Below are 25,869 nucleotides of genomic sequence, written 5' to 3'. Positions count from 1 at the left end.
GCCAGCACCAGGGGCACACCCGGACGCGCGAACTGGATCGCAGACGGGTTCACACCGATGGCCCCGAGTGCCACGCTGGGACCATGGACGATCTTCTCGAACAGCTGCGCGCGGGCCTCCCGGCCGAGGCATTGATCACCGACCCGGACATCATGGCGTCGTACGCCCACGACATGGCCGGATTCTGCGCCGCCGGAGCCCCGGCCGTCGTGGCCCTGCCGCGCACTGTCGAGCAGGTCCAGCACGTCATGCGCACCGCGACCGCGCTGCGCGTGCCCGTCGTGCCGCAGGGCGCGCGGACGGGGCTGTCCGGCGCCGCCAACGCGACGGACGGCTGCATCGTGCTGTCGCTGGTGAAGATGGACCGGATTCTGGAGATCAGTGCCGTCGACCGGATCGCCGTGGTCGAGCCGGGGGTGATCAATGCGGTGCTGTCGCGTGCTGTGGGTGAGGAAGGGCTCTGCTATCCGCCGGACCCGTCGAGTTGGGAGATGTGCACCATCGGCGGCAACATCGGCACGGCTGCCGGGGGGCTGTGCTGTGTGAAGTACGGCGTGACCGCCGAGTACGTTCTCGGGCTGGACGTCGTACTCGCCGACGGGCGGCTCCTCAGCACCGGGCGGCGCACGGCCAAGGGCGTCGCCGGCTACGACCTCACCCGGCTCTTCGTCGGCTCCGAAGGCACCCTCGGCATCGTTGTCAAGGCGGTGCTCGCACTGAAGCCCGCACCACCGCGGCAGCTCGTCCTCGCCGCCGAGTTCCCGTCCGCGGCCGCCGCGTGCGACGCCGTCTGCGAGATCATGGCGCGCGGCCACGCCCCTTCCCTCCTCGAACTCATGGACCGTACGACCCTGCGCGCCGTCAACAAGATGGCCAACATGGGCCTTCCCGAGTCCACCGAGGCCCTCCTGCTCGCCGCCTTCGACACCCCGGACCCGGCTGCCGACCTGGCGGTGGTCGGTGAGCTGTGCATCGCGGCCGGCGCTTCTGGCGTCGTCCCCGCCGACGACGCCGCCGAGTCCGAACTGCTGTTGAAGGCGCGGCGGATGTCCCTTACGGCGCTGGAAGCGGTCAAGTCGGCGACGATGATCGACGATGTCTGCGTGCCGCGTTCGAAGCTCGGCGCGATGCTGGAGGGGACGGCCGTCATCGCGGAGAAGTACGACCTGGTCATCGGGGTGTGCGCGCACGCGGGCGACGGCAATACGCATCCCGTGGTGTGCTTCGACCATCTGGACGAGGACGAGTCGCGGCGCGCCCGTGAATCCTTCGACGAGATCATGGCGCTCGGCCTTGAACTCGGCGGCACGATCACCGGCGAGCACGGTGTCGGCGTACTGAAGAAGGAATGGCTGGCGCGCGAACTCGGGGCTGTGGGAGTTGAGTTGCAGCAGGCGGTCAAAGCGGCCTTCGATCCGCTCGGGCTGCTCAATCCGGGCAAGGTCCTCTGAGGCCCCAGACGTACGGCCAAAGCCCGATGGCCCGGGCGCGGTGCTGCGCATAGCGTGGGGAGGCAGGTCAAGCAGCAGCCTCAACGAGGAGGAACCGTGCCCGCGCGCCTCGACCACACCATCGTCCACAGCCGCGACCGCTTCGCCGCCGCCCGCTTCCTCACGGAGCTGATCGGCGCCCCGGAGCCGAAGCCCTTCGGCCCCTTCGCGAGCGTGCCGCTGGAGAATGGCGTCACCCTCGACTACATGGACTCCGAAAGCGCGCGGATCGTCTCGCAGCATCTGGCGTTCCTGGTGCCGGACAGCGAATTCGACGAGATCCTCGCGCGGGTGAAGGAGCGCGAACTCCCCTACTGGGCCGACCCGCACCACGAGAAGTCGCAGCAGATCAACCACCTCTTCCAGGGGCGCGGGTTCTACATCGACGACCCCGACGGCCACTCCGTCGAGTTCATCACCCATACGTACGTGACCGACTGAAGCCACTCTCGTCTTCCGTCATGCCTCGCCGTCCTTGGACTCGTCCGACGGCCACGGATCGCGCAGCCACAGGTCGTCGGCCGGGGTCGGCGTCAGCAGCTCGGCCAGCGCCTCGTCCATGCCCAGCCGTCCGGACTCCGTCCCGGGCGGGACCGCGCGCAGCGTCCGCTCCAGCCAGGCGGACACGGCCGGGGACGGCGCCTCCAGGAGGGCGTCACCGTCGGGCGACGTCAGGGCCACGCAGATCACGCTGCGCGAGTCGATCCTGGTCGGCCAGACCCGGACGTCGCCGTGGCCGCACGGCCGGAACACGCCCTCGACGAGCAGCTCGCGGGCGAACGTCCAGTTCACCGGGGAGTCCGAGCCGATGTGGAAGCTGATGTGCACGGCGTACGGGTCCTGTGTGCGGTAGGTCAGCCGGGCCGGGACGGGGATGCTGCGCTCGGGCGACAGCACCAGGTTCAGTTCGAGCTCGCGTTCCACCACGGTGTGCATGAGGGTGCCTTTCTCTCCGGGTACGGGGCCTGCGCCTTCGAGCGGGCCTCACAGGGAGAGAGGGGCTTGGCGTCGGTTCATTACGCGACTTCTCTCAATGACTTCAAAGTCTTTCGGGCGTCCGTGGGGAGGCCACGGGGAGGCCACGGGGAGGGTGTGGGGATGCCCGGAAAGAAGTGCTTCCATTGGGACCGGCCCGGCGCGTCGCGGCGGTCTGATAGATGTGGACCTCGATAACGAGGCCATCGACTAGATACGGGACACGGTGATGAGCGCCCCCACCCCGGCCAGCGGCGACAGCAGCCCCACTCCTGGCTACTATCCCGACCCGTCCATCCCCGGTTACGTCCGGTTCTGGAACGGGGCCTCATGGGTGCCCGGAACCAGTCGCCCCGCCCCGTCGGACGGCGAGGGAATGCCGGCCGCGCCCGCGGGCACGGCGTCCCCCGCCCCTGCCCCTGCTCCTGCCCCCACCCCCGCCGTCGAGGAGACCGGTCCGCTCTTCTTCGACGAGGAACCCGAGGGCGCGCACCTGCACGGCAGCCCCCCGGAACCGGCGTCCGCCTGGCAGGCGGACGCGTCCCGCCAGACCGGCTTCGGTGGCGAACGCGACCGCCGCGTCTCGTGGGGCTCCTCCCGGCCGGACCCCGCCACGGGCACCACATCTGCGGCCGCCGGCGGTACGTCTGCCGGTACCGGCGGTTCCGCTTCTGGCGAGGGCCGTGGGTCGGATGACCCCCGGCGCGCTGCGGCGACGGCGCCGGGTGACGCCTCGGGCGATCAGCGCCGCGGCGGCGGGATCGACCTCCGGCGTACGGGCGGCTCGGCGCCGGAAGCCTCCTCGGGCACGGCACCCCGTGGCGGTACGCCCGCAGCCCCGGCCGAGGCCGGCCCGCGCGGCGCCGGCGGCGCGGACCCCAGCGGCGGTGCGCTTCCCGGCGTCCGTACGCCTCCTCCCCACGACGGCACGGTCACCATCCGCGCCCTGCGCCGCGGCGACGCCCAGTCCCCGCGCACGGCCCAGGCCGACGGCACCATGGCCATCAGGACCATGACCCCGGGAGCCGGCGGCCGCCAACTCCCGGGCCAACCCGGCCCCCAGACCCCGGGCCAGGGTCAGGCTCCCGGGCAGGGACAGGCCCCCGCGCAGGGGCAGGTTCCCGGCCCGGCGCAGGCCCCTGGCCAGGGGAACGCTTCCGCCCAGGGACACGCCCCCGCGCAGGGGCAGGCTCCCGGCCAGGGGCAGGCGCCGGGGCAGGGCCAAGTACCCGGGCAGCCGCACGCTCCGGGGTCGTTCCCCGGGGCCGGCGGGCACGGGCAGGCGGCAGCCCCGGGCCGGGCGCAGGCCCCCGGCCAGGGCCACGCCGCCGGACAGTTCGGCGTACCGGCACAGAGCCCCGGATCCGGCCAGGGGCAGGGCCAGGCGCAGGTTCCGCAGGCCGGCGATGGGGTCGCTGCCGCTCCCGTTTCTTCCGGGGCGGGCGGCGGGGCCGCCTCCTGGGCGCAGCAGGTGCATCAGCTCGCGCAGCCGGACCAGGACGAGGCCGGCGCGCCGCCCGTCGTGCCCTGGAAGCCGCCGGTCAGCGATCCGTTCCTGCAAGCCGCCCAGGCCCAGGCCGCGGCCAGGCCCGCCGGCCTCGCCAAGCGGCTGGCCGCCCGGCTGATCGACACGGTCGTCCTCGGCGCAGGCGTCAGCGCGGTCGCGGTACCGCTCGTGTCCGCCGCGCTCGCGCACATCGACGACAAGATCGAGGCGGCGAAGCTCTCCGGCGAGACCGTGACCGTATGGCTCCTCGACGGAACCACCGCCGGGTACTTCGGCATCGTGCTCGGCGCGTACCTCCTCCTCGGAGTGGTGTACGAGGTGCTGCCGACGGCCAAGTGGGGCCGTACGCTCGGCAAGAAGCTGTGCCGGATGCACGTGCGGGACATCGAGGCGCACGAACCCCCGACGTTCGGCGCCGCGCTGCGCCGCTGGCTGGTCTACGGAGTGCTCGGCGTCCTCGCCATCGGGATCGTCAACGCCGCGTGGTGCCTGTTCGACCGCCCGTGGCGGCAGTGCTGGCACGACAAGGCGGCCCGTACGTTCGTGGCGGGGGACTGACGGGCACCCAGGTCCCCCGAACGGCACCTGACCGGATGCGGGCGGCGGGCGGGCGCGGTCGACTGCGGTTATGAGCAACGATCAGCCGCCGACCGGTCCGTCGCCCGATGACGACCCGTTCCGCAAGAAGCCGCCGCAGGAACCGCCGTCGACGCCGCCACCACCCCCGTCCGGCGGCGGCCCGTACGGGGAAGGCGGCACCGGTGGTCCCGGCGACCCCGCCGAACCCGGTGATCCCGGCGGCCCCACCCCACCCGGCCCCGGCTCCCCGTACGGCGGCTCCCCGTACGGCACACCGCCCCCGCCCTACAGCGGGGGCGCCGCCGACCCGCTCGCGGGGATGCCACCGCTGGCCCCCACCGGCAAGCGCGTCGCGGCCCGCATCATCGACGCACTGATCGTCGGCATCCCGCTGGGGCTCATCGGCTGGCTGATCGGCATGTTCGACAGCTACAACAGCGACGACTGGGACGAAGTCTCGACCATGTCCGACGGCAAGTCGCTGATCTGGCAGCTCGTCAGCATGGTCGTGTACATCGGCTACGACACCTACCTGACGGCCAAGGACGGCCAGACCGTCGGCAAGCGGCTGATGAACCTGCGCGTAGCGATGCTCAACAACGGCATGGTCCCGGAGATGAACGCGTCGCTGCTGCGCGCCGTGATCCTGTGGGTGCCGGCTCTGATCTGCTGCTTCTGCCTTTGGTGGCTCATCAACCTGGTGATGATCCTGGTCGACAAGCCCTACAAACAGGGGCTGCACGACAAGGCGGCCAAGACGGTGGTGGTCTCAACTACGTAGCGAGTGCCCGCCGACCGTGGAGTGGGCTCGTGAGGGCCGCGCGGTGACCGTCTCGGAGACGGCCGCATCGTTGGTACGACGAACCGTGCGCGCCGTCTTCGGCATGGGCACCGTCAGCGCGACCAGCAGTCCCAGCGCGAGCGCGGCGAGGGCGATGATCGCGATGCCGATGCCCGACGCCGTCTGGGACAGCAGCAGCATGGCGAGGGTCGAGAAGACGACGGTGGCTGGACCGTATGCGAACTGTGCGGCAGTCGGACGCGGCATGGCGATTCCGTCCTCGGAGCAGCGATAGGGGGTCTGTCTCAACCGGGTCGCACTGCAGGCGACTCTACGACGGTGAGTGCCCGCACGGAACCGGTAGTAAGCGTGACCTAACCCACGGTGCCGGTGCATCGGGGGCGCACGGAGTCATTCCATATCTCATCAGGTGAGATCGACGCGCCTGCCCGGCCCACCGGAACGTCCGGTATCCGGAATCGAAGAACTGCATAGTGCACTTGAGCTGCTCAAGTCAAGATCTGTCTTTTCTTCGGTAACTCCGGTCAAATGTCGTCACTTGAGACGCGCGCCGCGCCCGGATACCCCTCACCCTCTTCCGTGCTGACGCGGCCCGCGGGGGAGGACATCATCAAGTGACCACCAACAGAGGGCGGATCAGAGCCGCCGCCGTAGTCGTGGCCATGGCCGCGACCGCCGCGACGGCATCCGCATTCGCCACCGCCCAGGCAGACGAGAAGCCGGCGGGTACGGGGGACAAGGCCAACATCGAGCGCCGCGACCCGGCGCCCGCCAAGGGTCATGTCGAGCACGATCTCGAAGGCCCGTTCAGCAAGCAGCAGGAGCTGGAGCGCAAGGCGGCGCTCGAACAGGTCATAGCCGGCGACGCCACGGTGCAAAAGCGCGGCGCTTCCAAGGTCGTGAAGCTCGACGACAAGAAGTACGTCGAACTGGGCCGGGAGAAGACCGACAAGATCTTCACGATCCTGGTGGAGTTCGGCGACAAGGTCGACGACACCACCATGTTCGACCCGGACGGCGACGGACCGAAGCCGCCCGTGAAGAAGTACGGCGGCGAGGCCGGCCCCGCGCACAACCGAATAGCCGAGCCGGACCGTACGCAGGACAACTCCACGGCCTGGCAGAAGGACTACGACCAGAAGCACTTCCAGGAGCTGTACTTCGGCGAGGGCAAGGGCAAGGACTCCCTCAAGACGTACTACGAGAAGACCTCGTCCGGCCGCTACTCGGTCGACGGCGAAGTCTCCGACTGGGTCAAGGTCGACTACAACGAGGCCCGTTACGGCTCCAACTACTGCGGCAGCAGCAACTGCTCCAACGTGTGGGACACCGTCCGCGACGGCGTGACCGCCTGGGCCGCCGACCAGAAGGCCAAGGGCAAGACGGACGTCGAGATCAAGGCGCAGCTCGCCGGTTACGACCAGTGGGACCGCTACGACTTCGACTCCGACGGCAACTTCAACGAGTCCGACGGCTACATCGACCACTTCCAGATCGTCCACGCGGGCGAGGACGAGTCGGCGGGCGGCGGCGCCCAGGGCGAGAACGCCCTGTGGGCGCACCGCTGGTACGCGTACGGCACGGACGCCGGCAAGACGGGCCCGGCGGGCAACCCGGCCGGCGGCGCCCAGATCGGCAAGACCGGCATCTGGGTCGGCGACTACACCATGCAGCCGGAGAACGGCGGCCTCGGCGTCTTCGCCCACGAGTACGGCCACGACCTCGGCCTGCCCGACCTGTACGACACCTCGGGCAAGGGCGAGAACGGCGTCGGCTTCTGGTCGCTGATGTCGGCCGGTTCATGGCTCGGCAAGGGCAAGACCGAAATCGGTGACCTGCCCGGCGACATGACCGCCTGGGACAAGCTCCAGCTGGGCTGGCTCGACTACGACAAGGCCAAGGCCGCGACGAAGTCGAAGCACAAGCTGGGCGTCTCGGCGTACAACACCAAGAACCCGCAGGCGCTCGTCGTCGAGCTGCCCAAGAAGTCCGAGACCACGACTGTCGTGAAGCCCGCCGAGGGCTCCAAGCAGTGGTGGAGCGACATGGGTGACGACCTCAAGAACACCCTCACCCGGTCGGTGGAGCTCACCGGCAAGGCCAAGGCCGAGCTGTCGCTGCAGGGCTGGTGGGACATCGAGGCGGAGTACGACTGGCTGTACGCCGAGGTCTCGACCGACGCGGGCAAGACGTGGACCGTCGTGGACGGCACGGCCGACGGCAAGGCGCTCGCGCGCGACGCCGCCGGCAACCCGGGGCTGACCGGTGTGGGCGGCGCGTACAAGAAGCTGGCCTTCCCGCTCGACGCGTACGCCGGCAAGAAGGTGGACCTCCGTTTCCGCTACCAGACGGACGGCGGCGCGGGCGGCAAGGGCTTCGCGGCCGACGCGATCACGGTGACGGCCGACGGCGCTCCGCTCTTCACGGACAACGCCGAGGGCGCCGACGACAACGGCTGGACCGCCAAGGGCTTCTCGCGCATCGGCGAGTCCTTCACCAAGCAGTACGAGCAGTACTACCTGGCAGAGAACCGCCAGTACGTGTCGTACGACAAGACGCTCGCCGTCGGCCCGTACAACTTCGGCTTCGCCACGACCCGTCCCAGCTGGGTCGAGCACTACCCGTACCAGAACGGCCTGATGGTCTGGCTCTGGGACACCTCGCAGAAGGACAACAACACCAGCCAGCACCACGGCAAGGGCCTGATCCTGCCGGTCGACGCGCACGCCAAGCCCCTGAAGTGGGCGGACGGCAAGCTCCTCCGGAACAAGATCCAGTCCTTCGACTCCACCTTCAGCCGCTACCGCACGGACGGCTTCACGCTGCACAACGCGGATGTGCCGCTGAAGCTGGCGTCGCAGAAGGGCGTCTCGGTCTTTGACGACCGCAAGGGGACGTACTGGTACAAGGAGAACCCGACCGGTGGGGTGCAGGTCACTGACACCAACACCAAGATCTCGATCGTGAGCGAGCCGAAGAGCGGCTCGACGATCACGGTGAAGGTCGGTCCCTCCGGTAAGTAATTCGTAACACCGCAGGTCAGAGCATGATCGGCCGTCGCCCTCTAGCGGGCGGCGGCCGTTCACGTTTAGATGCCTCTTGACCAGCTCTTGTTGACACCACGTCTTATGGGGGATTGATCGGCATGTCCGGTGGAGGTTTCGTACGGCTGCCCGGCGGCAGTGTGGTGGTAGCTCTCACGCTGCCCAGCCCGACGGCCGAAGGCCACAAGGTCCGCGTCCTGGTCCACTCCGTGAACCGGGCCCGCGCCCTGACGCGGCTGCGCAACCTCGGCCTGCGGGCGGTCTACCTGCGGGGCAACGCCCACCCGCCGACGCTGGACGAGATCACGGCGGTCCTGCACCATCCGGACGGCCTGCTGTGGCGCACGGCGCCGCAGGAGACGGTGGAACTCTGGCATCCGATACGGGCCCTGCTCAGGCCTGTACGCCCGGACGCTGCGCGGGCGTAGGAGCGGGCCGCTGCGCCGGCTTTCCCCCACCCGCTCCTCAATCGCCGGACGGGCTTCCATACTCCATAGGGGCCCGTCCGGCGATTGAGGACACGCCCGCAGGGCGTATGGGTGGCTAAACCACCGGCTTGCCCGACAGTTCAACCCCCGCCTCACGCATCTCCTCCAGCGCCCGCTCCGTCGTCGCCTCCGACACGCCCGCCGTCAGATCGAGCAGTACGTGCGTCGTGAACCCCTCACGGACCGCGTCCAGCGCCGTCGCCCGCACGCAGTGGTCCGTGGCGATGCCGACCACGTCGACCTCGGTGACGCCACGCGCCCGCAGCCAGTCCGCCAGGGCGACGCCGTTCTCGTCGGTGCCCTCGAAGCCGCTGTACGCCGCCGCGTGCGCACCCTTGTCGAACACGGCGGCGATGGCGCCCGACGCGACGGCCGGCGCGAAGTTCGGGTGGAAGCCCACGCCCTCCGTACCGGCGACGCAGTGCACCGGCCAGGAGTGGACGTAGTCCGGGTTGGACGAGAAGTGGTCCCCGGGATCGACATGGTGATCGCGGGTGGCGACGACGTGGCGGTAGCCGGCCGGGGCCTCGCCGATCAGGTCGGTGACGGCGGCGGCGACGTCGGCGCCGCCCGCCACCGCGAGACTCCCGCCCTCGCAGAAGTCGTTCTGAACGTCCACGACGATCAAGGCGCGGTGCATGGCGGGGCCCTTCAGTGGGGATTCGGCGGCGGGTGTCCGCTGTGGGGTGATGGTTCGAGAGTAGAGATTCCAACGGCCTTGCGGCAGGGGGCCTTTGGCTGCTAAACGGCCGACGAGGGTCAGCGGCGGCCGGCGAGGGCCGACCGGACCCCCGTCGCCCGCCCTCTCGCTTCCCGCTGCCCGCTCACCCCCCGTTCATGCGTACTCCGTGGGGATCACCGGCTCGCCCCTGGACAACTGCACCGCGGACATCGGCAGGGCGCCGCGCGCCGCGATGTGCCGCCGGCGTACGTCGTCCAGCGGCTCGCGCGCCACGACATCGCCGCCCTTGACCAGCTCGACCAGCAGCTGCCGGTCCGCCAGCTCGGGCGGCACAAGGCCGGTGCCGACGACCTCCGCCTCCGCGACGCCGTGCGCGTCCAACCGCCGCGCCGCCCACTTGCGGCCGCCGATCGACGTCTTCCCGCCCGTCGACTTCTTCGCGACCGGCTGGAGCGGAGCCTTCGGGTCCGCCGAGTCGGCCCTGGCGACCAGCTTGTAGACCATGGAGCAGGTGGGGTGCCCGCTGCCCGTGACCAGCTGCGTGCCCACGCCGTACGCGTCGACCGGAGCCGCCGCCAGCGAGGCGATCGCGTACTCGTCGAGGTCGCTGGTCACCACGATCCGGGTCCCGGTGGCCCCCAGCTCGTCCAGCTGCTGCCGCACCCGGTGCGCGACCAGCAGCAGGTCGCCCGAGTCGATACGGACCGCGCCCAGGCCCGTCCCGGCCACCTCTACGGCAGTACGGACGGCCTGCGCGACGTCGTACGTGTCGACCAGGAGGGTCGTACCGCTGCCGAGCGAGGCGACCTGCGCCTGGAAGGCGTCGCGCTCACTGTCGTGCAGCAGGGTGAAGGCGTGCGCGCTCGTGCCGACGGTCGGGATGTTGTACCGGAAACCGGCCGCGAGGTCCGAAGTCGAGCTGAAGCCGCCGACGTACGCCGCGCGCGACGAGGCGACGGCGGACAGCTCGTGCGTACGCCGGGCGCCCATCTCGATCAGCGGCCGGCTCCCCGCCGCCGCGGCCATCCGGGAGGCGGCGGCGGCGATGGCGGAGTCGTGGTTGAGGATCGAAAGGATCACCGTCTCCAGCAGCACGCACTCCGCGAAGCTGCCCTCGACGCGCAGGATCGGCGAGCCCGGGAAGTAGACCTCGCCCTCCGGATAGCCCCAGATGTCGCCCGAGAAGCGGTACGAGGCGAGCCACTCCAGCGTCGGCTCGTCGACGATCGCGTATTCGCGCAGGAAGCCCAGCACGCCCGCGTCGAAGCGGAAGTTCTCCACGGCGTCCAGGACCCGCCCGGTGCCCGCGACGACGCCGTAGCGGCGCCCTTCGGGCAGTCTGCGGGTGAAGACCTCGAAGACCGAGCGCCGGTCGGCGGTGCCGGCCCTGAGGGCGGCCTGCAGCATCGTGAACTCGTACTGGTCGGTGAAGAGCGCTGTCGACGGCACATCCACCGGCAGCCCAAGGTCCGCAGTGTTCATGGCAAGGATGCTACCCCCAATCTCGTCAGAGTGACGATTTCTACGTGGCCGTTTGTGCGATGGCCCCTGACCGGTGGCACCATGGGACAAGTGAGTACGGCTCCCGTAGAGATCGAACGCCCAGAGTCGGCCGAGGAAACCTCCGCCGTCCCCGAACCGGACGTCCCCTGGGTGACGCTGGTCCACAACGACCCCGTCAATCTCATGAGCTATGTCGAGTACGTCTTCCAGAGCTACTTCGGCTACTCCAAGGACAAGGCGCACAAGCTGATGCTCGACGTCCATCACAAGGGCCGCGCGGTCGTATCCAGCGGCAGCCGCGAGGAGATGGAGCGCGACGTGCAGGCGATGCACGGCTTCGGGCTCTGGGCCACGCTCACTCAGGACCGCGGCTGATGGCCGGGCTCTTCGAGGAGATCCCGGGCGGCGGCGCGGCCGTCGTGCTCGACGAGGTCGAGATCTCGATCCTGCGCAGCCTGGCCGTACAACTGCTTGAGCTGGTCGGTCCCGGCGAGCAGCCGACGGCGGGCGGGGACCCGCTGGCCGCACTGTTCGCGCAGGGGCCGAGCGAGGCACCGTCCGATCCGGCGCTGGCCCGGCTCTTCCCCGACGCGTACGGCGATCCGCAGGCCGATCCCGACGACGCGCACGAGCGCGAGGTGCGCGCCAACTCGGCCGAGTTCCGGCGTTTCACCGAGAACGACCTGCGCGAGCGCAAGCGCGAGGACGCCCTCGCGGTCGTACGCAGCCTCGATTCGCTGAACACCGCCGGTGAGGGCGGCGCCGTACTCAAGCTCACGGACGACGAGTGCAAGCGCTGGCTCGGCGCGCTCAACGATCTGCGGCTGACCATAGGCACCCGCCTGGAGGTCACCGACGAGGACGAGGGCGACGAGACGGGCGAGCTCTACCGGCTGCCGGACTCCGACCCGCGCAAGCCGATGGTGATGGCGTATCTGTGGCTCGGCGCGCTCCAGGAAAGCCTCGTCGAAACGCTTATGCCGTGACTATGACCTGATCTGTCCGGACATATCGATCATGGCGTTCGCTCAACGGACACTCAAATCCGGATAACGATCGCATTAACGCCTGGGGCCTCTTTGCCGCCCCAGGCGTTATTTGTTCCATTTTTCCAGTGGTGTGCGCCACATTGGGCGCAGTGGATCACTGTTGCGAGCGTGATAAATCTTCACGACCGCCCGGGGACGCCACCCCTGTGCCCGGGGGCGCTGACGCCGGCTGACCGCCGGCCCGCACTCCATCCCACATCCGGGGGTCCGCCCCTCAAAGGATCGTCACAGTCGATCCGAGCCGCTCAAGGCCGGATCGGCATGGAGAAAGGCGCGATACACCATGACCTCAGTGCAGGTCGACAAACAGCACGACGGCAGTGAGGCCGAAGGCGCAACATCCGGCGAGGGTTACCAGCGCGGACTCGGCGCCCGCCAGATCCAGATGATCGCGATCGGCGGCGCCATCGGCACCGGCCTCTTCCTCGGCGCCGGCAAGGGCATCTCCATCGCGGGCCCCAGCCTGATCCTGGCCTACGCCATGGCCGGCCTGGTCATCTTCTTCATCATGCGGGCGCTCGGCGAGCTCCTCATGTACCGCCCGGTCTCCGGGTCCTTCTCGGAGTACGCCCGCGAGTTCGTCGGCCCCTTCGCGGGCTTCGTGACCGGCTGGACGTACTGGCTCTTCTGGGTCGTCACCGGCATCACCGAGGTCACCGCGGCCTCCGAGTACATGCAGTACTGGACCAAGAACACGGACGGCTGGACCGATCAGCCGCAGTGGGTCTTCGCCCTGATCTTCACGGTCCTCCTCTTCTGCGTGAACCTGATCTCCGTGAAGCTCTTCGGTGAGCTGGAGTTCTGGTTCTCGATGATCAAGGTGACCGCGATCGTCGGCATGATCCTGATCTGCGCCGGCATCCTCACCATCGGCTTCTCCGACGCCGGTGACACCGCCTCGGTGACCATGCTCTGGGACCAGGGCGGCTTCTTCCCCAACGGCATCGGCCAGACGCTGATGACCCTCCAGCTGGTCATGTTCGCCTTCCTCGCCGTCGAGCTGGTCGGCGTCACCGCAGGCGAGGCCAAGGACCCGAAGACGGTCCTGCCCAAGGCCATCAACACCGTCCCGTGGCGCATCGCCGTCTTCTACGTCGGCGCGCTGATCATGATCCTTTCGGTCGTCCCGTGGACCCACTTCCAGCCGGGCGTCTCGCCGTTCGTGGCGGCCTTCGAGAAGATGGGCCTCGGCGTCGGCGCGGCCATCGTCAACTTCGTGGTCCTCACCGCCGCCCTGTCCTCCTGCAACTCGGGCATGTACTCCACCGGCCGCATGCTGCGCGACCTCGCGCTCAACGGCCAGGGCCCGAAGTTCTTCACCAAGCTGACCAAGAACGGCCTGCCGCTGGCGGGCACGTCCTTCTCCGCCGCCCTGATGCTGGTCGGTGTGTGGATCAACTACCAGTGGCCGGGCGAGGCGTTCAACTACGTCGTCTCCTTCGCGACCATCTCCGGCATGTGGGCCTGGATCATGATCCTGGTCAGCCAGATCCGCTACCGCGCCAAGTCCGACCGCGGCGAGCTGCCGAAGTCCTCCTTCCGGGCCCCGGGAGCGCCGTACACGAGCTGGTTCGCCCTGCTCTTCATCGGCATGGTCATCGTGATGATGGGCATCGACAAGGACGCGCGGATCTCGCTGTACTGCGCGCCGCTGTGGGCGCTGCTGCTGGGCGTTTCGTGGCTGGTGCTGAAGAAGCGCGCGTCGGCGTCGGCGTCGCAGAGCGTCGAGCCGAAGGCGTAACCCCTCCTGGGAGTCCAGCATGCGGTCCCGCCCGTACCACCCCTCGGTACGGGCGGGACCCTTTGCTTATCCTGGGGCCCATGCTGACCCTTTCCCAGGCCCTGTACGACCAGATCGTCGCGCACGCCCGCGCCGACCACCCCGACGAGGCGTGCGGCGTGGTCGCGGGTCCGGCCGGGTCCGGGCGCCCCGAGCGCTTCATCCCGATGCTGAACGCCGCCCGCTCGCCCACGTTCTACGAGTTCGACTCGCAGGATCTGCTGAAGCTCTATCGCGAGATGGACGACCGGGACGAAGAGCCGGTGATCATCTACCACTCGCACACGGCGACCGAGGCCTACCCGTCGCGGACGGACATCAGCTACGCGAACGAGCCCGGCGCGCACTACGTCCTGGTGTCCACGGCGGACAAGGACGATGCGGGCCCGTTCCAGTTCCGTTCGTTCCGCATCGTGGACGGCGTGATCACGGAGGAAGAAGTCAAGGTCGAGGCGTAACCGCCGCTGCCGCTGCTGTCGCCCACGGCCGTACTGCGGAAGCGTGCGGCGTACGCGGACGGGGTCACCCCGAAGTGCCGGGCGAAGGCCCGGCGCAGGCTCTCGTCGCTGCCGATGCCACTGCGCGCGGCCGCCGCGGTGACCCCGGCGCCCGCCTCCAGCAGGATGCGTGCCGCCTCCAGCCGTACGCTCTCCACGAACCCGGCGGGCGAGGTGCCCGTCTGCTCCCGGAACAGCCGCGTCAGGTGGCGCGTGCTCACGCCGGCGCTGCGGGCCATTGCCCGCAGGCTGTGATCGGCCGCCGGGTCGGCGGCGACAGCGTCGAGCAGCGGGCGTACGAGCGGATGGCGGGTCGGGGGCGTACGGGACGCGGCGGAGAACTGCGACTGGCCGCCGGGCCGCTGGAGGAACACCACAAGGTCGCGCGCCACGCGCCGGGCTTCCTCGGGCCCCCGGTCCTGCTCGACCATGGCCAGGCACACGTCGATGCCGGCGGTCACCCCGGCGGAGGTGAAGACCGGCCCGTCCTGCACGTAGATGGCGTCCGGCGTCACGGCCACCTCGGGAAACCGGCGGGCGAGCTCGGCGGCATGCTCCCAGTGCGTCGTCGCCCGCCGCCCCTGGAGCAGCCCGGCGGCGGCAAGCGCGAACGCCCCCGTGCACACGGCGGCCACCCGCCCCGACACCGCTGCCAGCGCGGCGACTTGGCCGACTGGCCCCGGCGTACGCAGGAGCGCGCCCACATCCACGGCCCCCGGCACGACGAGGGTGTCGGCCCGGCCCACGTCCCCGGCCGCGAGGTCCGCGCCGATCCGGAGGCCGGTGGAGGTGGTGACGCCGTGGCCGTCGGGGGTGCAGACGCGCACGGTGTAGCCGTTCCCGGCGGTGGTGAAGACCTCCAGCGGAGCGGAAACATCCATGAGCCGCACACCGTCGAACGCGAACACCACCACTGAGTGAGCCATGCCCAGAGGTTAGAGCGTGCGCCTTGCGGGGCTTGTTCCCCACCCCCGCCCTTCCTGCACTGGGGCGCTGCCCCAGACCTCGCTCCTCAAGCGCCGGAGGGGCTGACTTTTCAGCCCGTCCGGCGTTTGAGGACACGCCCGCAGGGCGTCCCGGGGTCTGGGGCTTGCCCCAGTTCGGGAAGGGGCGGGGTGGGGAAGACACCCCGCGCAGCGGCAGCCCGGACCCGCAGCCCGCCGCCGCAACCCGCAGCCGGGACCCGCGTGTCCCGATGTGTGGGAAGGGTGACCCAGAGGACATGGCGGCGCCGCCCCGCACGCGCGCAAGCTGACCCCATGACCAACAAAACCGCCGCCGGAATCACCGCCCCCGACACCCACCTCGCCTCCGCCGCCACCGAACTCGTCCGCGACACGACAACCGAGCTGATCTAGCACCACTCCCGCAGAGTGTTCTGGTTCGGCAGCCTCCAGGGCCGCACCCGCGCCCTGAACTTCGACCCCGAACTCCTCTACATCGGCGCCATGTTCCACGACCTCGGCCTCAACCAGGAGCTCCGCACCAGCGGCCGCCGCTTCGAGGTCGACAGCGCCGACGAGGCCCGCCGCTTCCTCCAGAGCCACGGCGTCCCCGAGGACGGCATCCGCCGCGTCTGGACGGCCATCGCCCTGCACACCACGCCCGGCATCCCGCAGTTCATGGAGCCGGAGGTCGCTCTCGTCACCGCCGGGGTGGAGTACGACGTACTCGGCATCGGCTACGACGACATCTCCCCGGACGACCGCGCCGCGATCACCGCCCTGCACCCCCGCCCCGACTTCAAGAAGCGCATCCTCGCCGCCTTCACCGAAGGCATCGCCCCCAAGCCCGACACCACCTTCGGCAACGTCAAGTCCGTACTGGAGCACTTCGTGCCGGGTTACGAGCGCGGTGACTTCGTCGAGACCATCCAGAACTCCGCCTGGCCCGAATGACCACGACACCGGACGCACTGACAGACTGTGCACGACCCGGGCGGCAGGACTCAGGAAGCCGGTGTGAATCCGGCACGGTCCCGCCACTGTGACCAGGCCGCGCTCAGCCACGCTCATCAAGCGCCTTGAGCTCCGCCTGGAAGCCAGGAACTGACCTGCCGCCTTCTTCACCACCGACCAGGGGACGAGGAAATCCCCCGGAGGAGGCACCACTGTGTCCAGCCGTACCCGCCGTACCCGCCGCGCGCTCATAGCCACCGCCACCGCCACCGCCGCCCTGCTCCCCCTCACCGCCTGCACCGCGGCCGAGGAACAGCCCGCGCCCGCGGCAAAGGCCGCCGCCGGCTTCCCCTACACCGTCACCAACTGCGGCGTGAAGACCACCTACACCGCAGCCCCCACCCGCGTCGTCACCATGAACCAGCACGTCACCGAGGTGATGCTGGAGCTCGGCCTCGCCAAGTCCCTCGCCGGGACCGCCTACCTCGACGACAAGGTCCTCCCCAAGTACGAGAAGGAGTACAAGGCCACCCCTGTGCTGGCCAAGGAGTACCCGTCGTACGAGAAGCTGCTCGCCACCAACCCCGACTTCGTGTACGGCGGTTACGCTTCCGCCTTCTCCGCCGGCGACGGCCGCAGCCGCGAGACACTGAAGAAGTCCGGCATCAACTCCCGCCTGAACACCGAATACTGCGCCGACGGCAAGACCTCGATGGACGCCCTCTACCAGGAGATCCGCGAAGTCGGCCGCACCTTCGGCGTCACCGACCGCGCCGAGCGCTGGATCACCGACGCCAAGAAGGGCAACGCCGCGACCGAGAAGAAGCTGACGGGCGTCGACCCCGTCTCCGTCTTCGTCTACGACGGCGGCGACAAGACCGCTTCCACCGTCGGCGGCACGGGCATCGGCAACGAGATGATCAAGCGCGCGGGCGGCAAGAACGTCTTCGCCCACCTCCCCAAGCCGTTCGCCGACGCCGCCTGGGAAAACGTCGTGGACCGCAAGCCCGAGACGATCGTCATCCTCGACTACGGCGGGACCACCGTCGCCCAGAAGAAGCAGCGCCTCCTCGACGACCCGGCCCTCGCCGACGTCCCCGCCGTCAAGAACAAGCGCTTCGCCGTCCTGCCCCTCTCCGACATGGTCCTCGGCGTCCGCGCACCCGCAGCCGTAGACACTCTCGCGCGCCAGCTCCACCCCGAACTCAACGAGCGCAAGAAGTAGCGGGCGGCGGCAGTGACCTGCAAGACCCCCGCCACCCGCGGGCGGCTCCGCTACCCCCTCCTCCTCACCGCGCTCACCGCCCTGCTCGGCGCGGCGGCGGTCGCGGGACTCGCCCTCGGCTCGGTACGCATCCCCGCCACGCAGGTGCTGGAGATCGTCACCGGCGCCGCTGACCCCGGCCCGTACCGCACGATCGTCCTCGACGTACGGCTGCCGCGCGTCCTGCTCGGCGCCGTCGTCGGCGCCGGGCTCGCCGTCATCGGCACCGTCCTCCAGGCCCTCGTGCGCAACCAGCTCGCCGACCCCTTCCTCCTCGGCGTCTCATCCGGGGCATCGGTCGGCGCGGTCGGCGTCATAGTCCTCGGCATCGGCGGGGGCGCGGGTGCCGGCCTCGCCACCACCGTCACCGTCCCGCTCGCCGCCTTCGCGGGCGCGCTCGGCTCACTCGTCCTCGTGTACGGGCTCGCGCGCGGCGGCGGCGCCATGACCACCGGCCGCCTCGTCCTCGCCGGAGTCGCCGTCTCGTACATCCTGTCCGCCCTGACCAGCCTTCTGATGGTCACCTCGGCCCGCGCCGACCACCTCAGAGAAGCCCTCTACTGGACCCTCGGCGGCCTCGGCAGCGCCCGCTGGGACATGCTCGCGCTCCCCACGACCGTCCTCGCCGTCGGTACGGCCCTCCTCGTCACCCTCGCCCGGCCGCTCGACCTGCTCCTGGTGGGTGAGGAGGGCGCCACCGTCCTCGGCCTCGACACCGCCCGCTTCCGCGCCGCCGTCTTCGTCCTGGCCTCGCTGCTCACCGGCGTACTCGTCGCTTTCAGCGGCGCGATCGGCTTCGTCGGCCTGATGCTCCCGCACGCCGCCCGCATGGCCGTCGGCGCCGGACACCGCAGGCTGCTGCCCGTCGCCGCGCTGGGCGGTGCGGTTTTCCTGGTCCTGGCCGATCTGGCGGCCCGTACCGTCGCGGCGCCCCAGGACATCCCCGTCGGCGTACTCACGGCGCTCACCGGCGGCCCGTTCTTCCTGTGGATGCTGCGCCGCCGCCCGGGAGGCGCAACCGAAGGAGCCCCGGCGTGACGACCCTGACCGCACAAGGCCTCTCGTACGGCACCGAAGGCCGCCACCTCGTCGACGACGTCACCCTGACCGCCGCCGACGGCGAGACCGTCGGCCTGGTCGGCCCCAACGGCAGCGGCAAGACGACCCTCCTGCGCTGCGTGTACGGAACGCTCCGCCCCACCCACGGCCGCGTCCTCCTCGACGGCGACGACCTGCACGCCATGAGCCCGAAGACCCGCGCCCGGCGCATCGCGACCGTCCCGCAGGACGGCGGCGCGGCGGGCTTCGAGCTGACCGTCCGCGACGTCGTCGCCATGGGCCGCTCCCCGCACAAACGCTTCTGGGAACAGGACACGGAAACCGACGCCCAGCTCGTACGGACCGCCCTCGCCCGCGTCGGCATCGCGGACCTCGCGGACCGCGGCTTCCCGTCCCTCTCCGGCGGCGAACGCCAGCGGGCCCTGATGGCACGCGCCCTCGTCCAGCAGCCGTCCCTCGTCGTACTCGACGAGCCGACCAACCACCTGGACATCCGCTACCAGCTGCAGATCCTCAGCCTGGTGCGCGACTTGGGCACCACCAACCTGCTCGCCCTGCATGACCTGAACCTTGCGGCCTACTACTGCGACCGCCTCTACGTCCTGGACGGCGGCCGGGTCGTCACATCCGGCACCGCGGAGGAAGTCCTCACGGCCGACCTCCTGCACACCGTTTACGGGGTATCAGCCGAGGTCAGCACCCATCCGAAGACCGGCGCACCGACCGTCGTCTACCTCCCTGTGTCCACCTAACGAGCATTTTTCGCCCACCATGTGAGATCACATACCGGGAAGGGGCCCGGGAATCTATACGATGACCGCATGGTTCCCCACGACGTGAGTGAGACGACGCCGAGCACCGTGCTGCTCGTAGCGCGCCTGCACGTCGACCTGTGCCGGCTCGCCAGCGCTATCTGTACGACGGCCACGGCCTGAGCCGCGGGCCATCCAGTACACGCACGTACACGCACACGCTTGCCCCTGCGCGGGGGACGAACTGCCGCGCGCCTTTCAAGCCACCCTCCTGACAGGAGTCGAAAGCCATGGCCATCGAGGTCCGCATCCCGACCATCCTCCGCACCTACACCGACGGCAAGAAGGCCGTCGAGGGCAACGGTGACACCCTCGCCGACCTCTTCACGGACCTGGAATCGCGCCACACCGGCATCCAGGAGCGCATTGTCGACGGCGGCCAGCTGCGCCGCTTCGTGAACGTCTACCTCAACGACGAGGACGTCCGCTTCCTCGACGGCATCTCCACCAAGCTCGCCGACGGCGACAGCGTTACCATCCTCCCGGCCGTCGCAGGCGGCATGGTCTGATGCGGTACGACTCCCCGCTGGCGGCGGTCGGCAATACGCCGCTCGTCCGCCTCCCGCGGCTGTCGCCGTCGGACGACGTCCGCATCTGGGCCAAGCTGGAGGACCGTAACCCCACCGGCTCGATCAAGGACCGCCCCGCGCTCCACATGGTCGAACAGGCGGAGAAGGACGGCCGGTTGACCCCCGGCTGCACCATCCTGGAGCCCACCAGCGGCAACACCGGCATCTCGCTCGCGATGGCGGCCCGCCTCAAGGGCTACGACATCGTGTGCGTCATGCCGGAGAACACCTCCCAGGAGCGGCGCGATCTGCTCACCATGTGGGGCGCGAAGATCATCTCGTCCCCGGCGGCGGGCGGCTCCAACACGGCCGTACGGGTCGCCAAGGAGCTGTCGGCGGAGAACCCGTCCTGGGTGATGCTGTACCAGTACGGCAACCCCGACAACGCGGGCGCGCACTACGCCACCACGGGCCCGGAGATCCTCACCGACCTCCCGACCATCACGCACTTCGTGGCGGGCCTGGGCACCACCGGCACACTCATGGGCGTAGGCCGCTACCTGCGCGAAAACCTCCCCGACATCAAGATCGTCGCCGCCGAGCCGCGCTACGACGACCTGGTGTACGGCCTGCGCAACCTCGACGAGGGCTTCGTCCCCGAGCTGTACGACGCGTCGGTCCTGACCACCCGCTTCTCGGTCGGCTCGGCCGACGCGGTGACGCGCACGCGCGAACTCCTCCAGCAGGAGGGAATCTTCGCGGGCGTCTCCACGGGCGCGGCGCTGCACGCGGCGATCGGGATGGGCAAGAAGGCGGTCAAGGCGGGGGAGCGGGCCGACATCGTGTTCGTTGTCGCGGACGGCGGCTGGAAGTACCTGTCGACGGGCGTCTACACGGCCGAGACGACCGAGGCAGCGATCGAAACGCTGCAGGGCCAGCTCTGGGCGTAGGGAATGGCCGCAACCGGCAAATCCAGCCCGTCCGGCGTTTGAGGACACGCCCGCAGGGCGTCTGTGTGGTCCGGGGCCTGGGGCTTGCCCCAGTTCGGGAAGGGGCGGGTCGGGGAACAAGCCCCGCGCAGCGGCCGGCCAGTCCGGCCCGCCCACTCCCGCCGGGCCACGCCTAACCGCCGGCAAGGTGGCGGACCCGGTCCCAGACCTCGGGTTCCGCCACCCCCACCCGCCGCCGGAACCCCCGCACCCCCACATCCCGCAGCTCATCCGTCTCCAGGAAGCTGGGCCGCCCCCGCGCGTCCCCCACCGCCCCCGGCGCCAACGCGATCACCCCGGCCCGCCCGTCGACGTACTTGCTCGTGATCTTCGCGACCAGGGCGCGCTCACCCCGTACGGACAACACCAGGCACGGCCGGTCCTTCGACCCGGGCCCGTCCTCGTACGGCACATCCGCCCACCAGATCTCCCCAGCCCGAGGCACCCGCTCCGGCCGGCGCGGACCCGGCCGCCCCGGCGGTCGCGTGCGCCCCCCGGGCCGCCGTCCGCGTCCCCGCCCGCGCCCGTCGACGACAGCCGCCACCAGCGCAAGAAGCACCACCACGCCGACGAGCACCGGCCACCAAGACGTATCCATGCCCCGACGGTACCGGCGCCCGCCCGCCCCGCGCGCTCCGCCCGAACCGGTGACAGCGTCGGTGACATCAGCCACAACGCCCCCTCATCGAGGAGCGACCGCGTCTTTCGCGCCTTACGCTCGACGAACCTGAACCCGCACGAACCCTCCCCGTCCCTGTTACGGAGGTTCACGCTCCATGAAGCTCACCGTCGTCGGCTGCTCAGGGTCGTTCCCGTCCGCGGAATCGGCCTGCTCGAGCTACCTCGTCGAGGCCGACGGCTTCCGGCTGCTCCTCGACCTGGGCAACGGCGCCCTCGGCGAGCTGCAGCGCCACGTCGGTCTCTACGACATCGACGCCGTTTTCCTCAGCCACCTGCACGCCGATCACTGCATCGACATGTGCGGCTACTTCGTCGCGCGCTACTACCGGCACGAGGGCGGCCGCGCCCCCGCGATCCCCGTGTACGGCCCGGAGGGCACCGAGCAGCGCCTCACCACGGCGTACGCGGACACCCCGACCGAGAAGTCGATGGCCGAGGTCTTCGACTTCCACACGCTCAAGTCCGGCACGTTCGACATCGGCCCCTTCTCGGTTCGTACGGAGAAGGTCGCCCACCCGGTCGAGACATACGGCATCCGCATCGAGCACGGCGGCAGGTCCCTCGCGTACTCCGGCGACACCGGAGTCTGCGCGTCGCTGGACGAACTGGCCGCCGGCGCCGATCTGTTCCTGTGCGAGGCGTCGTTCACGTACGGCAAGGAGGACATCCCGGGCCTCCACCTCAACGGCCGCGAGGCGGGCGAGTGCGCGGGGCGGGCGGGTGCCCGCCGGCTGGTCCTCACGCACATCCCGCCGTGGACGGACGCGGAAGCGAACGTGGCCGATGCGCGCGCGGTGTACGACGGTCCGGTGGAACTGGCAGTGGCGGGCACGGAGTACGAGGTCTGAAGCACTCCGGCATACGCACCGAAGAGGGCCACCGGACCAGTAACTACGGTCCGGGGGCCCTCTTGTGCGTACGCCGCCGCGTACGCCGCTACGTACGGCCGGGGCTTACTTCCCCTCGGCCTTCTGCAGCTCGGCAAGCTCCTCGTCGGACTCACGGCCCGGCGTCGGAAGGTTGAACTTGGTGATCGCGAAGCGGAAGACCACGTAGTAGACCGCCGCGAAGCAGAGGCCGACCAGGGCCAGGCCCCACGGGTTGCTCGCGATACCGAGGTTCAGGAAGAAGTCCACGGCACCGGCGGAGAAGCCGAAGCCGTCCTTCATCCCCAGTGCCCAGGTCAGCGCCATCGAGACGCCGGTCAGCACCGCGTGGATCGCGTACAGCACCGGGGCGATGAACATGAAGGTGAACTCGATCGGCTCCGTCACACCGGTGACGAACGCGGTGAGCGCGAGGGAGAACATCATGCCGCCGACGACCTTGCGGCGCTCGGGGCGGGCGCAGTGGGTGATCGCGAGGCAGGCTGCCGGGAGGGCGAACATCATGATCGGGAAGAAGCCGGTCATGAACTGACCCGCGGTCGGGTCGCCGTGCAGGAAGCGGGCGATGTCGCCGTGGTAGTCGACGCCGCCGTCCTTGTACGTACCGGCCTGGAACCACGGGAAGGAGTTCAGCAGGTGGTGCATGCCGATGGGGATCAGCGCACGGTTCGCGACACCGAAGATGCCGGCGCCGACGGCGCCGGAGCCGACCAGCCACTCACTGAGGTTGTGCAGACCCGCACCGAGGACCGGCCAGATCAGGCCAAAGACGATGCCGACGACGAGACCCGCGAAGGCGGAGAGGATCGGGACGAGGCGGCGGCCGCCGAAGAAGCCGGCCCAGGCGGGCAGCTTGGTCCGGTAGAACTTCTGGTACAGGAGGGCTACGACGATGCCCATGACCACGCCACCGAGGACACCGGCGTTGACCGGCGCCTCGTTCATGACGATCTTGCCGTCCACGACGGCGGCGACCTTCGGGAGGTTGGCGTCGGTGAAGGTGGCGAGCACCTTCTGGAAGACGAGGTAACCGGTGACGGCTGCGAGGGCGGTCGAGCCGTCCGACTTCTTCGCGAAGCCGATCGCGATACCGACGGCGAACAGCAGCGGCATGTTGTCGAGAATCGCGCCACCACCGGCCGCCATGTAACCGGCGAGCTTGGTGATGAAGGTCGGGAACGACTCCTTGCCGAGCATGTCGGCCTGGCCGAAACGCACCAGGAGCGCGGCGGCCGGCAGCACGGCGACCGGCAGCATGAGGCTGCGGCCAATGCGCTGCATGACAGCCATCGCGCCGGAGCCCTTCTTCTTGGCGGCCGCGGGGGCGGCGGCGCTGTCCGTGGACATCATTTCCTCCATGGGGCAAGGCGCCGCCCGGGGGAAACGGGGGACGGCGGCGTCTCGGGGACATCGCGGCGCACTCGCCACGTGGTCTACACCACTCAGTGGTGTAGACCAGTTTTAGCATGGTGAAGGACGGATAAGGAACCTGCGCTTCCCGTGCTCCAGAACACACCGGCCCACGCACGGCGAAGGCTCCCGGACCGGGCAGGTCCGAGAGCCTTTGAGCGGCCGGGCAGGGGCGCTTATGCAGGGGCGCCTACTTGGTGATGTCCCGTTCGATCTCTTCCTCGACCTCCTCCGGTTCCCGCCCCGGGGTCGGCAGATTGAACTTGACGATCGCGAACCGGAAGATCGCGTAATAGATGACCGCGAAGACCAGGCCAATGGGAATGATCAACCACGGTTTCGTCGCGAGGCTCCAGTTGATGACGTAGTCGATCAATCCGGCCGAGAAGCTGAAGCCGTCCTTCACACCCAGCTCCCACGTCACGGCCATCGAGACACCCGTGAGCAGCGCGTGAATCACGTACAGCAGCGGCGCGATGAAGAGGAACGAGTACTCGATCGGCTCCGTAATACCGGTGACGAGCGACGTCAGACCGACCGACAGCATCATGCCGCTCACCGCCTTCCGGCGATGCGGCTTCGCCGTGTGCGCGATCGCCAGCGCCGCGGCCGGCAGCGCGAACATCATGATCGGGAAGAAACCGGTGAGGAACTGACCGGCCGTCGGGTCGCCCGCCAGGAAGCGGTTGATGTCACCGTGTACGACCGTGCCGTCCGGCTTCGTGAAGTCACCGAACTGGAACCACACGAAGACGTTCAGGAACTGGTGCAGACCGACCACCAGCAGTGCGCGGTTCGCGACACCGAAGATGCCGGAACCCCACGACCCCGCATCCACCAGCCACTCGCTGAAGCTCGTCAGCGCGTCACCGACCGGCGGCCACACCCACAGACAGAGCGCCGCGAAAGCGATCGCGACGAACGCCATGATGATCGGGACGAGACGGCGGCCGTTGAAGAAGCCGAGCCAGTCCACCAGCTTCACCCGGTGGAAGCGCTGCCAGAACCACGCCGACAGCAGGCCCATGACGATGCCGCCGAAGACCCCCGGATTCTGATACGTCGCCGCCGTGAAGGTGTCGTCACCGGCGAGGCAGCCGCCCGTAACGGTCGTGGTGCCCGCCGGGCAGTCCACCGGAAACTGATGAAGCACCGCGTAGTAGACGAGAAAACCGGCCACCGCGGCGAGCGCCGTCGAACCGTCCGACTTCTTCGCCATGCCGATGGCCACACCCACCGCGAACAGCAGCGGAAGCCCCAGCGAAGAGTCGAGCAGCGCACCGCCGGCCCCCGCCATGACCTTGGCGACGTTCGTCCAGCCCAGACCGTCGTCACCGAAGACATCCGGCTGACCGAGGCGGTTCAGGATGCCGGCCGCGGGCAGCACGGCGATGGGGAGCTGAAGGCTCCGCCCCATCTTCTGCAGCCCCTTGAACGTGCCGCTCCACCACTTCCTCCGCGGCTCGGCCCCGCTGTTCGCATTCGAACTCATCGGCGTCCTCCCGGAAACAAGCCAGGTTTGGCGGGCGTGGGGAAACTGGTGTAGACCAGTTGCGGTACGGTCCGGGGCTCGGCCGGAAGACAGGGCACCGGTGATCGCCATCATTCGGTACAGGGTGGTTACTCGCCCGCGAAGTTGGTCCAACCGTGAGTTACCGTGACAAAGCGGCCACGGTCACGGTGGGCCGAGACTTCGTGCTTTTCACACAGGGAGAAAGACATGGCCAGCAAGGCTGAGAAGATCGTCGCCGGGCTCGGCGGTATCGACAACATCGACGAGATCGAAGGCTGCATCACCCGCCTGCGCACCGAGGTCCACAACCCCGACCTGGTCGACGAGGTCGCCCTCAAGGCCGCCGGCGCCCACGGCGTCGTCAAGATGGGCACCGCGATCCAGGTCGTCATCGGCACGGACGCCGACCCCATCGCGGCGGACATCGAAGACATGATGTGAGTCAGCGATG

General features: G+C 69.5%; 26 protein-coding genes, 1 pseudogene and 1 riboswitch. Of the genes and pseudogenes, 19 read left to right on the top strand and 8 right to left on the bottom strand.

Features of this window, described 5'->3' with window-relative positions:
• The first annotated feature begins 83 nt into the window (after nt 1–83).
• Nucleotides 84–1,451 (top strand): FAD-binding oxidoreductase, encoded by a 1,368-nt coding sequence (locus tag J7E89_RS06335; protein WP_214969300.1) that lies wholly within the window; start codon nt 84–86, stop codon nt 1,449–1,451.
• Nucleotides 1,452–1,547: 96 nt separating this feature from the next.
• The gene (locus J7E89_RS06330; RefSeq protein WP_214969298.1) at nt 1,548–1,931 is read left to right on the top strand and encodes a VOC family protein; all 384 of its coding nucleotides are present in this window, start codon (nt 1,548–1,550) and stop codon (nt 1,929–1,931) included.
• A gap of 18 nt (nt 1,932–1,949) precedes the next feature.
• On the opposite strand, the gene J7E89_RS06325 is transcribed toward J7E89_RS06330, so the two are convergent.
• Nucleotides 1,950–2,426 carry an SsgA family sporulation/cell division regulator gene (locus J7E89_RS06325; RefSeq protein WP_214969296.1) on the bottom strand — a complete coding sequence of 159 codons (477 nt, stop codon included), beginning with the start codon at nt 2,424–2,426 and terminating at the stop codon, nt 1,950–1,952.
• 268 nt (nt 2,427–2,694) lie between these two features.
• Between J7E89_RS06325 and J7E89_RS06320 the strand changes: the two genes are divergently transcribed.
• Together J7E89_RS06320 and J7E89_RS06315 are read left to right on the top strand one after the other, a co-directional pair.
• On the top strand, nt 2,695–4,530 hold the full coding sequence (locus J7E89_RS06320) for an RDD family protein (protein WP_214969294.1): 1,836 nt from the start codon (nt 2,695–2,697) through the stop codon (nt 4,528–4,530).
• A gap of 70 nt (nt 4,531–4,600) precedes the next feature.
• On the top strand, nt 4,601–5,332 hold the full coding sequence (locus J7E89_RS06315) for an RDD family protein (protein ID WP_214969292.1): 732 nt from the start codon (nt 4,601–4,603) through the stop codon (nt 5,330–5,332).
• Here the strand turns inward: J7E89_RS06315 and J7E89_RS06310 are convergent.
• Nucleotides 5,321–5,599 (bottom strand): hypothetical protein, encoded by a 279-nt coding sequence (locus J7E89_RS06310; RefSeq protein WP_214969521.1) that lies wholly within the window; start codon nt 5,597–5,599, stop codon nt 5,321–5,323. The two genes, J7E89_RS06315 and J7E89_RS06310, sit on opposite strands and share 12 nt — an antisense overlap.
• Before the next feature lie 416 nt (nt 5,600–6,015).
• On the opposite strand from J7E89_RS06310, the gene J7E89_RS06305 reads away from it, so the two are divergent.
• Together J7E89_RS06305 and J7E89_RS06300 are read left to right on the top strand one after the other, a co-directional pair.
• A complete protein-coding gene (locus J7E89_RS06305) occupies nt 6,016–8,376 on the top strand; it encodes an immune inhibitor A domain-containing protein (RefSeq protein ID WP_214969494.1) in 2,361 nt (786 codons plus the stop codon).
• Between the two features lie 122 nt (nt 8,377–8,498).
• A complete protein-coding gene (locus J7E89_RS06300) occupies nt 8,499–8,825 on the top strand; it encodes a hypothetical protein (RefSeq protein WP_214969290.1) in 327 nt (108 codons plus the stop codon).
• Nucleotides 8,826–8,940: 115 nt separating this feature from the next.
• Here the strand turns inward: J7E89_RS06300 and J7E89_RS06295 are convergent, their stop codons facing one another.
• Both J7E89_RS06295 and J7E89_RS06290 read right to left on the bottom strand, forming a co-directional pair.
• Complete coding sequence (locus tag J7E89_RS06295) at nt 8,941–9,525, bottom strand: isochorismatase family protein (RefSeq protein WP_214969288.1); 585 nt, start codon at nt 9,523–9,525, stop codon at nt 8,941–8,943.
• Between the two features lie 195 nt (nt 9,526–9,720).
• Nucleotides 9,721–11,049, bottom strand: coding sequence for a nicotinate phosphoribosyltransferase (locus J7E89_RS06290; RefSeq protein WP_214969286.1), 1,329 nt, complete (start codon nt 11,047–11,049; stop codon nt 9,721–9,723).
• Between the two features lie 81 nt (nt 11,050–11,130).
• Between J7E89_RS06290 and clpS the strand changes: the two genes are divergently transcribed.
• The 4 genes from clpS (at nt 11,131) to J7E89_RS06270 (ending at nt 14,357) form a co-directional block, all read left to right on the top strand.
• Nucleotides 11,131–11,445, top strand: coding sequence for an ATP-dependent Clp protease adapter ClpS (gene clpS, locus J7E89_RS06285; RefSeq protein ID WP_214969284.1), 315 nt, complete (start codon nt 11,131–11,133; stop codon nt 11,443–11,445).
• Entirely contained in the window at nt 11,445–12,056 is a 612-nt protein-coding gene (locus J7E89_RS06280) for a DUF2017 domain-containing protein (RefSeq protein ID WP_214969282.1), read from the top strand. The genes clpS and J7E89_RS06280 overlap by 1 nt, the downstream gene beginning before the upstream one ends.
• A 346-nt stretch (nt 12,057–12,402) precedes the next feature.
• Nucleotides 12,403–13,860, top strand: a complete 1,458-nt coding sequence (locus J7E89_RS06275) for an amino acid permease (protein WP_214969280.1) — start codon at nt 12,403–12,405, stop codon at nt 13,858–13,860.
• Nucleotides 13,861–13,940: 80 nt separating this feature from the next.
• Nucleotides 13,941–14,357: a Mov34/MPN/PAD-1 family protein gene (locus J7E89_RS06270; RefSeq protein ID WP_214969278.1), complete on the top strand. Its 417-nt coding sequence runs from the start codon at nt 13,941–13,943 to the stop codon at nt 14,355–14,357.
• Here J7E89_RS06270 and J7E89_RS06265 read toward each other — a convergent pair.
• Nucleotides 14,246–15,322: a GlxA family transcriptional regulator gene (locus tag J7E89_RS06265; RefSeq protein ID WP_214969276.1), complete on the bottom strand. Its 1,077-nt coding sequence runs from the start codon at nt 15,320–15,322 to the stop codon at nt 14,246–14,248. The two genes, J7E89_RS06270 and J7E89_RS06265, sit on opposite strands and share 112 nt — an antisense overlap.
• 333 nt (nt 15,323–15,655) lie before the next feature.
• Here J7E89_RS06265 and J7E89_RS06260 point away from each other — a divergent pair.
• From J7E89_RS06260 to J7E89_RS06235, 7 genes and pseudogenes are all read left to right on the top strand, one after another.
• Nucleotides 15,656–16,294: pseudogene (locus J7E89_RS06260) on the top strand (HD domain-containing protein).
• A gap of 14 nt (nt 16,295–16,308) precedes the next feature.
• Nucleotides 16,309–16,468, top strand: a riboswitch (cobalamin riboswitch).
• A gap of 76 nt (nt 16,469–16,544) precedes the next feature.
• Complete coding sequence (locus tag J7E89_RS06255) at nt 16,545–17,519, top strand: ABC transporter substrate-binding protein (protein WP_374196793.1); 975 nt, start codon at nt 16,545–16,547, stop codon at nt 17,517–17,519.
• A 12-nt stretch (nt 17,520–17,531) separates the two neighbouring features.
• Nucleotides 17,532–18,596 (top strand): iron ABC transporter permease, encoded by a 1,065-nt coding sequence (locus J7E89_RS06250; protein WP_214969272.1) that lies wholly within the window; start codon nt 17,532–17,534, stop codon nt 18,594–18,596.
• On the top strand, nt 18,593–19,369 hold the full coding sequence (locus J7E89_RS06245; RefSeq protein ID WP_214969270.1) for an ABC transporter ATP-binding protein: 777 nt from the start codon (nt 18,593–18,595) through the stop codon (nt 19,367–19,369). Before J7E89_RS06250 ends, J7E89_RS06245 begins: the two co-directional genes overlap by 4 nt.
• A 69-nt stretch (nt 19,370–19,438) precedes the next feature.
• Entirely contained in the window at nt 19,439–19,552 is a 114-nt protein-coding gene (locus J7E89_RS42310; RefSeq protein WP_355268275.1) for a putative leader peptide, read from the top strand.
• Between the two features lie 107 nt (nt 19,553–19,659).
• Nucleotides 19,660–19,938 carry a MoaD/ThiS family protein gene (locus tag J7E89_RS06240; RefSeq protein ID WP_214969268.1) on the top strand — a complete coding sequence of 93 codons (279 nt, stop codon included), beginning with the start codon at nt 19,660–19,662 and terminating at the stop codon, nt 19,936–19,938.
• The gene (locus J7E89_RS06235; RefSeq protein ID WP_214969265.1) at nt 19,938–20,888 is read left to right on the top strand and encodes a PLP-dependent cysteine synthase family protein; all 951 of its coding nucleotides are present in this window, start codon (nt 19,938–19,940) and stop codon (nt 20,886–20,888) included. Before J7E89_RS06240 ends, J7E89_RS06235 begins: the two co-directional genes overlap by 1 nt.
• 172 nt (nt 20,889–21,060) lie before the next feature.
• Here the strand turns inward: J7E89_RS06235 and J7E89_RS06230 are convergent, their stop codons facing one another.
• Nucleotides 21,061–21,525, bottom strand: a complete 465-nt coding sequence (locus J7E89_RS06230; protein ID WP_214969263.1) for a type II toxin-antitoxin system PemK/MazF family toxin — start codon at nt 21,523–21,525, stop codon at nt 21,061–21,063.
• 178 nt (nt 21,526–21,703) lie between these two features.
• On the opposite strand from J7E89_RS06230, the gene J7E89_RS06225 reads away from it, so the two are divergent.
• A complete protein-coding gene (locus J7E89_RS06225) occupies nt 21,704–22,456 on the top strand; it encodes an MBL fold metallo-hydrolase (RefSeq protein ID WP_214969261.1) in 753 nt (250 codons plus the stop codon).
• Between the two features lie 105 nt (nt 22,457–22,561).
• Here J7E89_RS06225 and J7E89_RS06220 read toward each other — a convergent pair whose 3' ends face one another.
• Entirely contained in the window at nt 22,562–23,842 is a 1,281-nt protein-coding gene (locus tag J7E89_RS06220) for a PTS transporter subunit EIIC (RefSeq protein ID WP_214969259.1), read from the bottom strand.
• A 253-nt stretch (nt 23,843–24,095) separates the two neighbouring features.
• Nucleotides 24,096–25,397, bottom strand: coding sequence for a PTS transporter subunit EIIC (locus J7E89_RS06215; protein WP_214969256.1), 1,302 nt, complete (start codon nt 25,395–25,397; stop codon nt 24,096–24,098).
• A gap of 228 nt (nt 25,398–25,625) precedes the next feature.
• On the opposite strand from J7E89_RS06215, the gene J7E89_RS06210 reads away from it, so the two are divergent.
• Nucleotides 25,626–25,859, top strand: coding sequence for a glucose PTS transporter subunit EIIB (locus tag J7E89_RS06210; protein WP_028813127.1), 234 nt, complete (start codon nt 25,626–25,628; stop codon nt 25,857–25,859).
• The last annotated feature ends 10 nt before the right edge of the window (nt 25,860–25,869 follow it).

Origin of the sequence: Streptomyces sp. ISL-100, from assembly GCF_018614615.1 — a bacterium.
Classification (GTDB): domain Bacteria; phylum Actinomycetota; class Actinomycetes; order Streptomycetales; family Streptomycetaceae; genus Streptomyces.
This window is presented reverse-complemented; position numbering and strand designations above follow the sequence as displayed.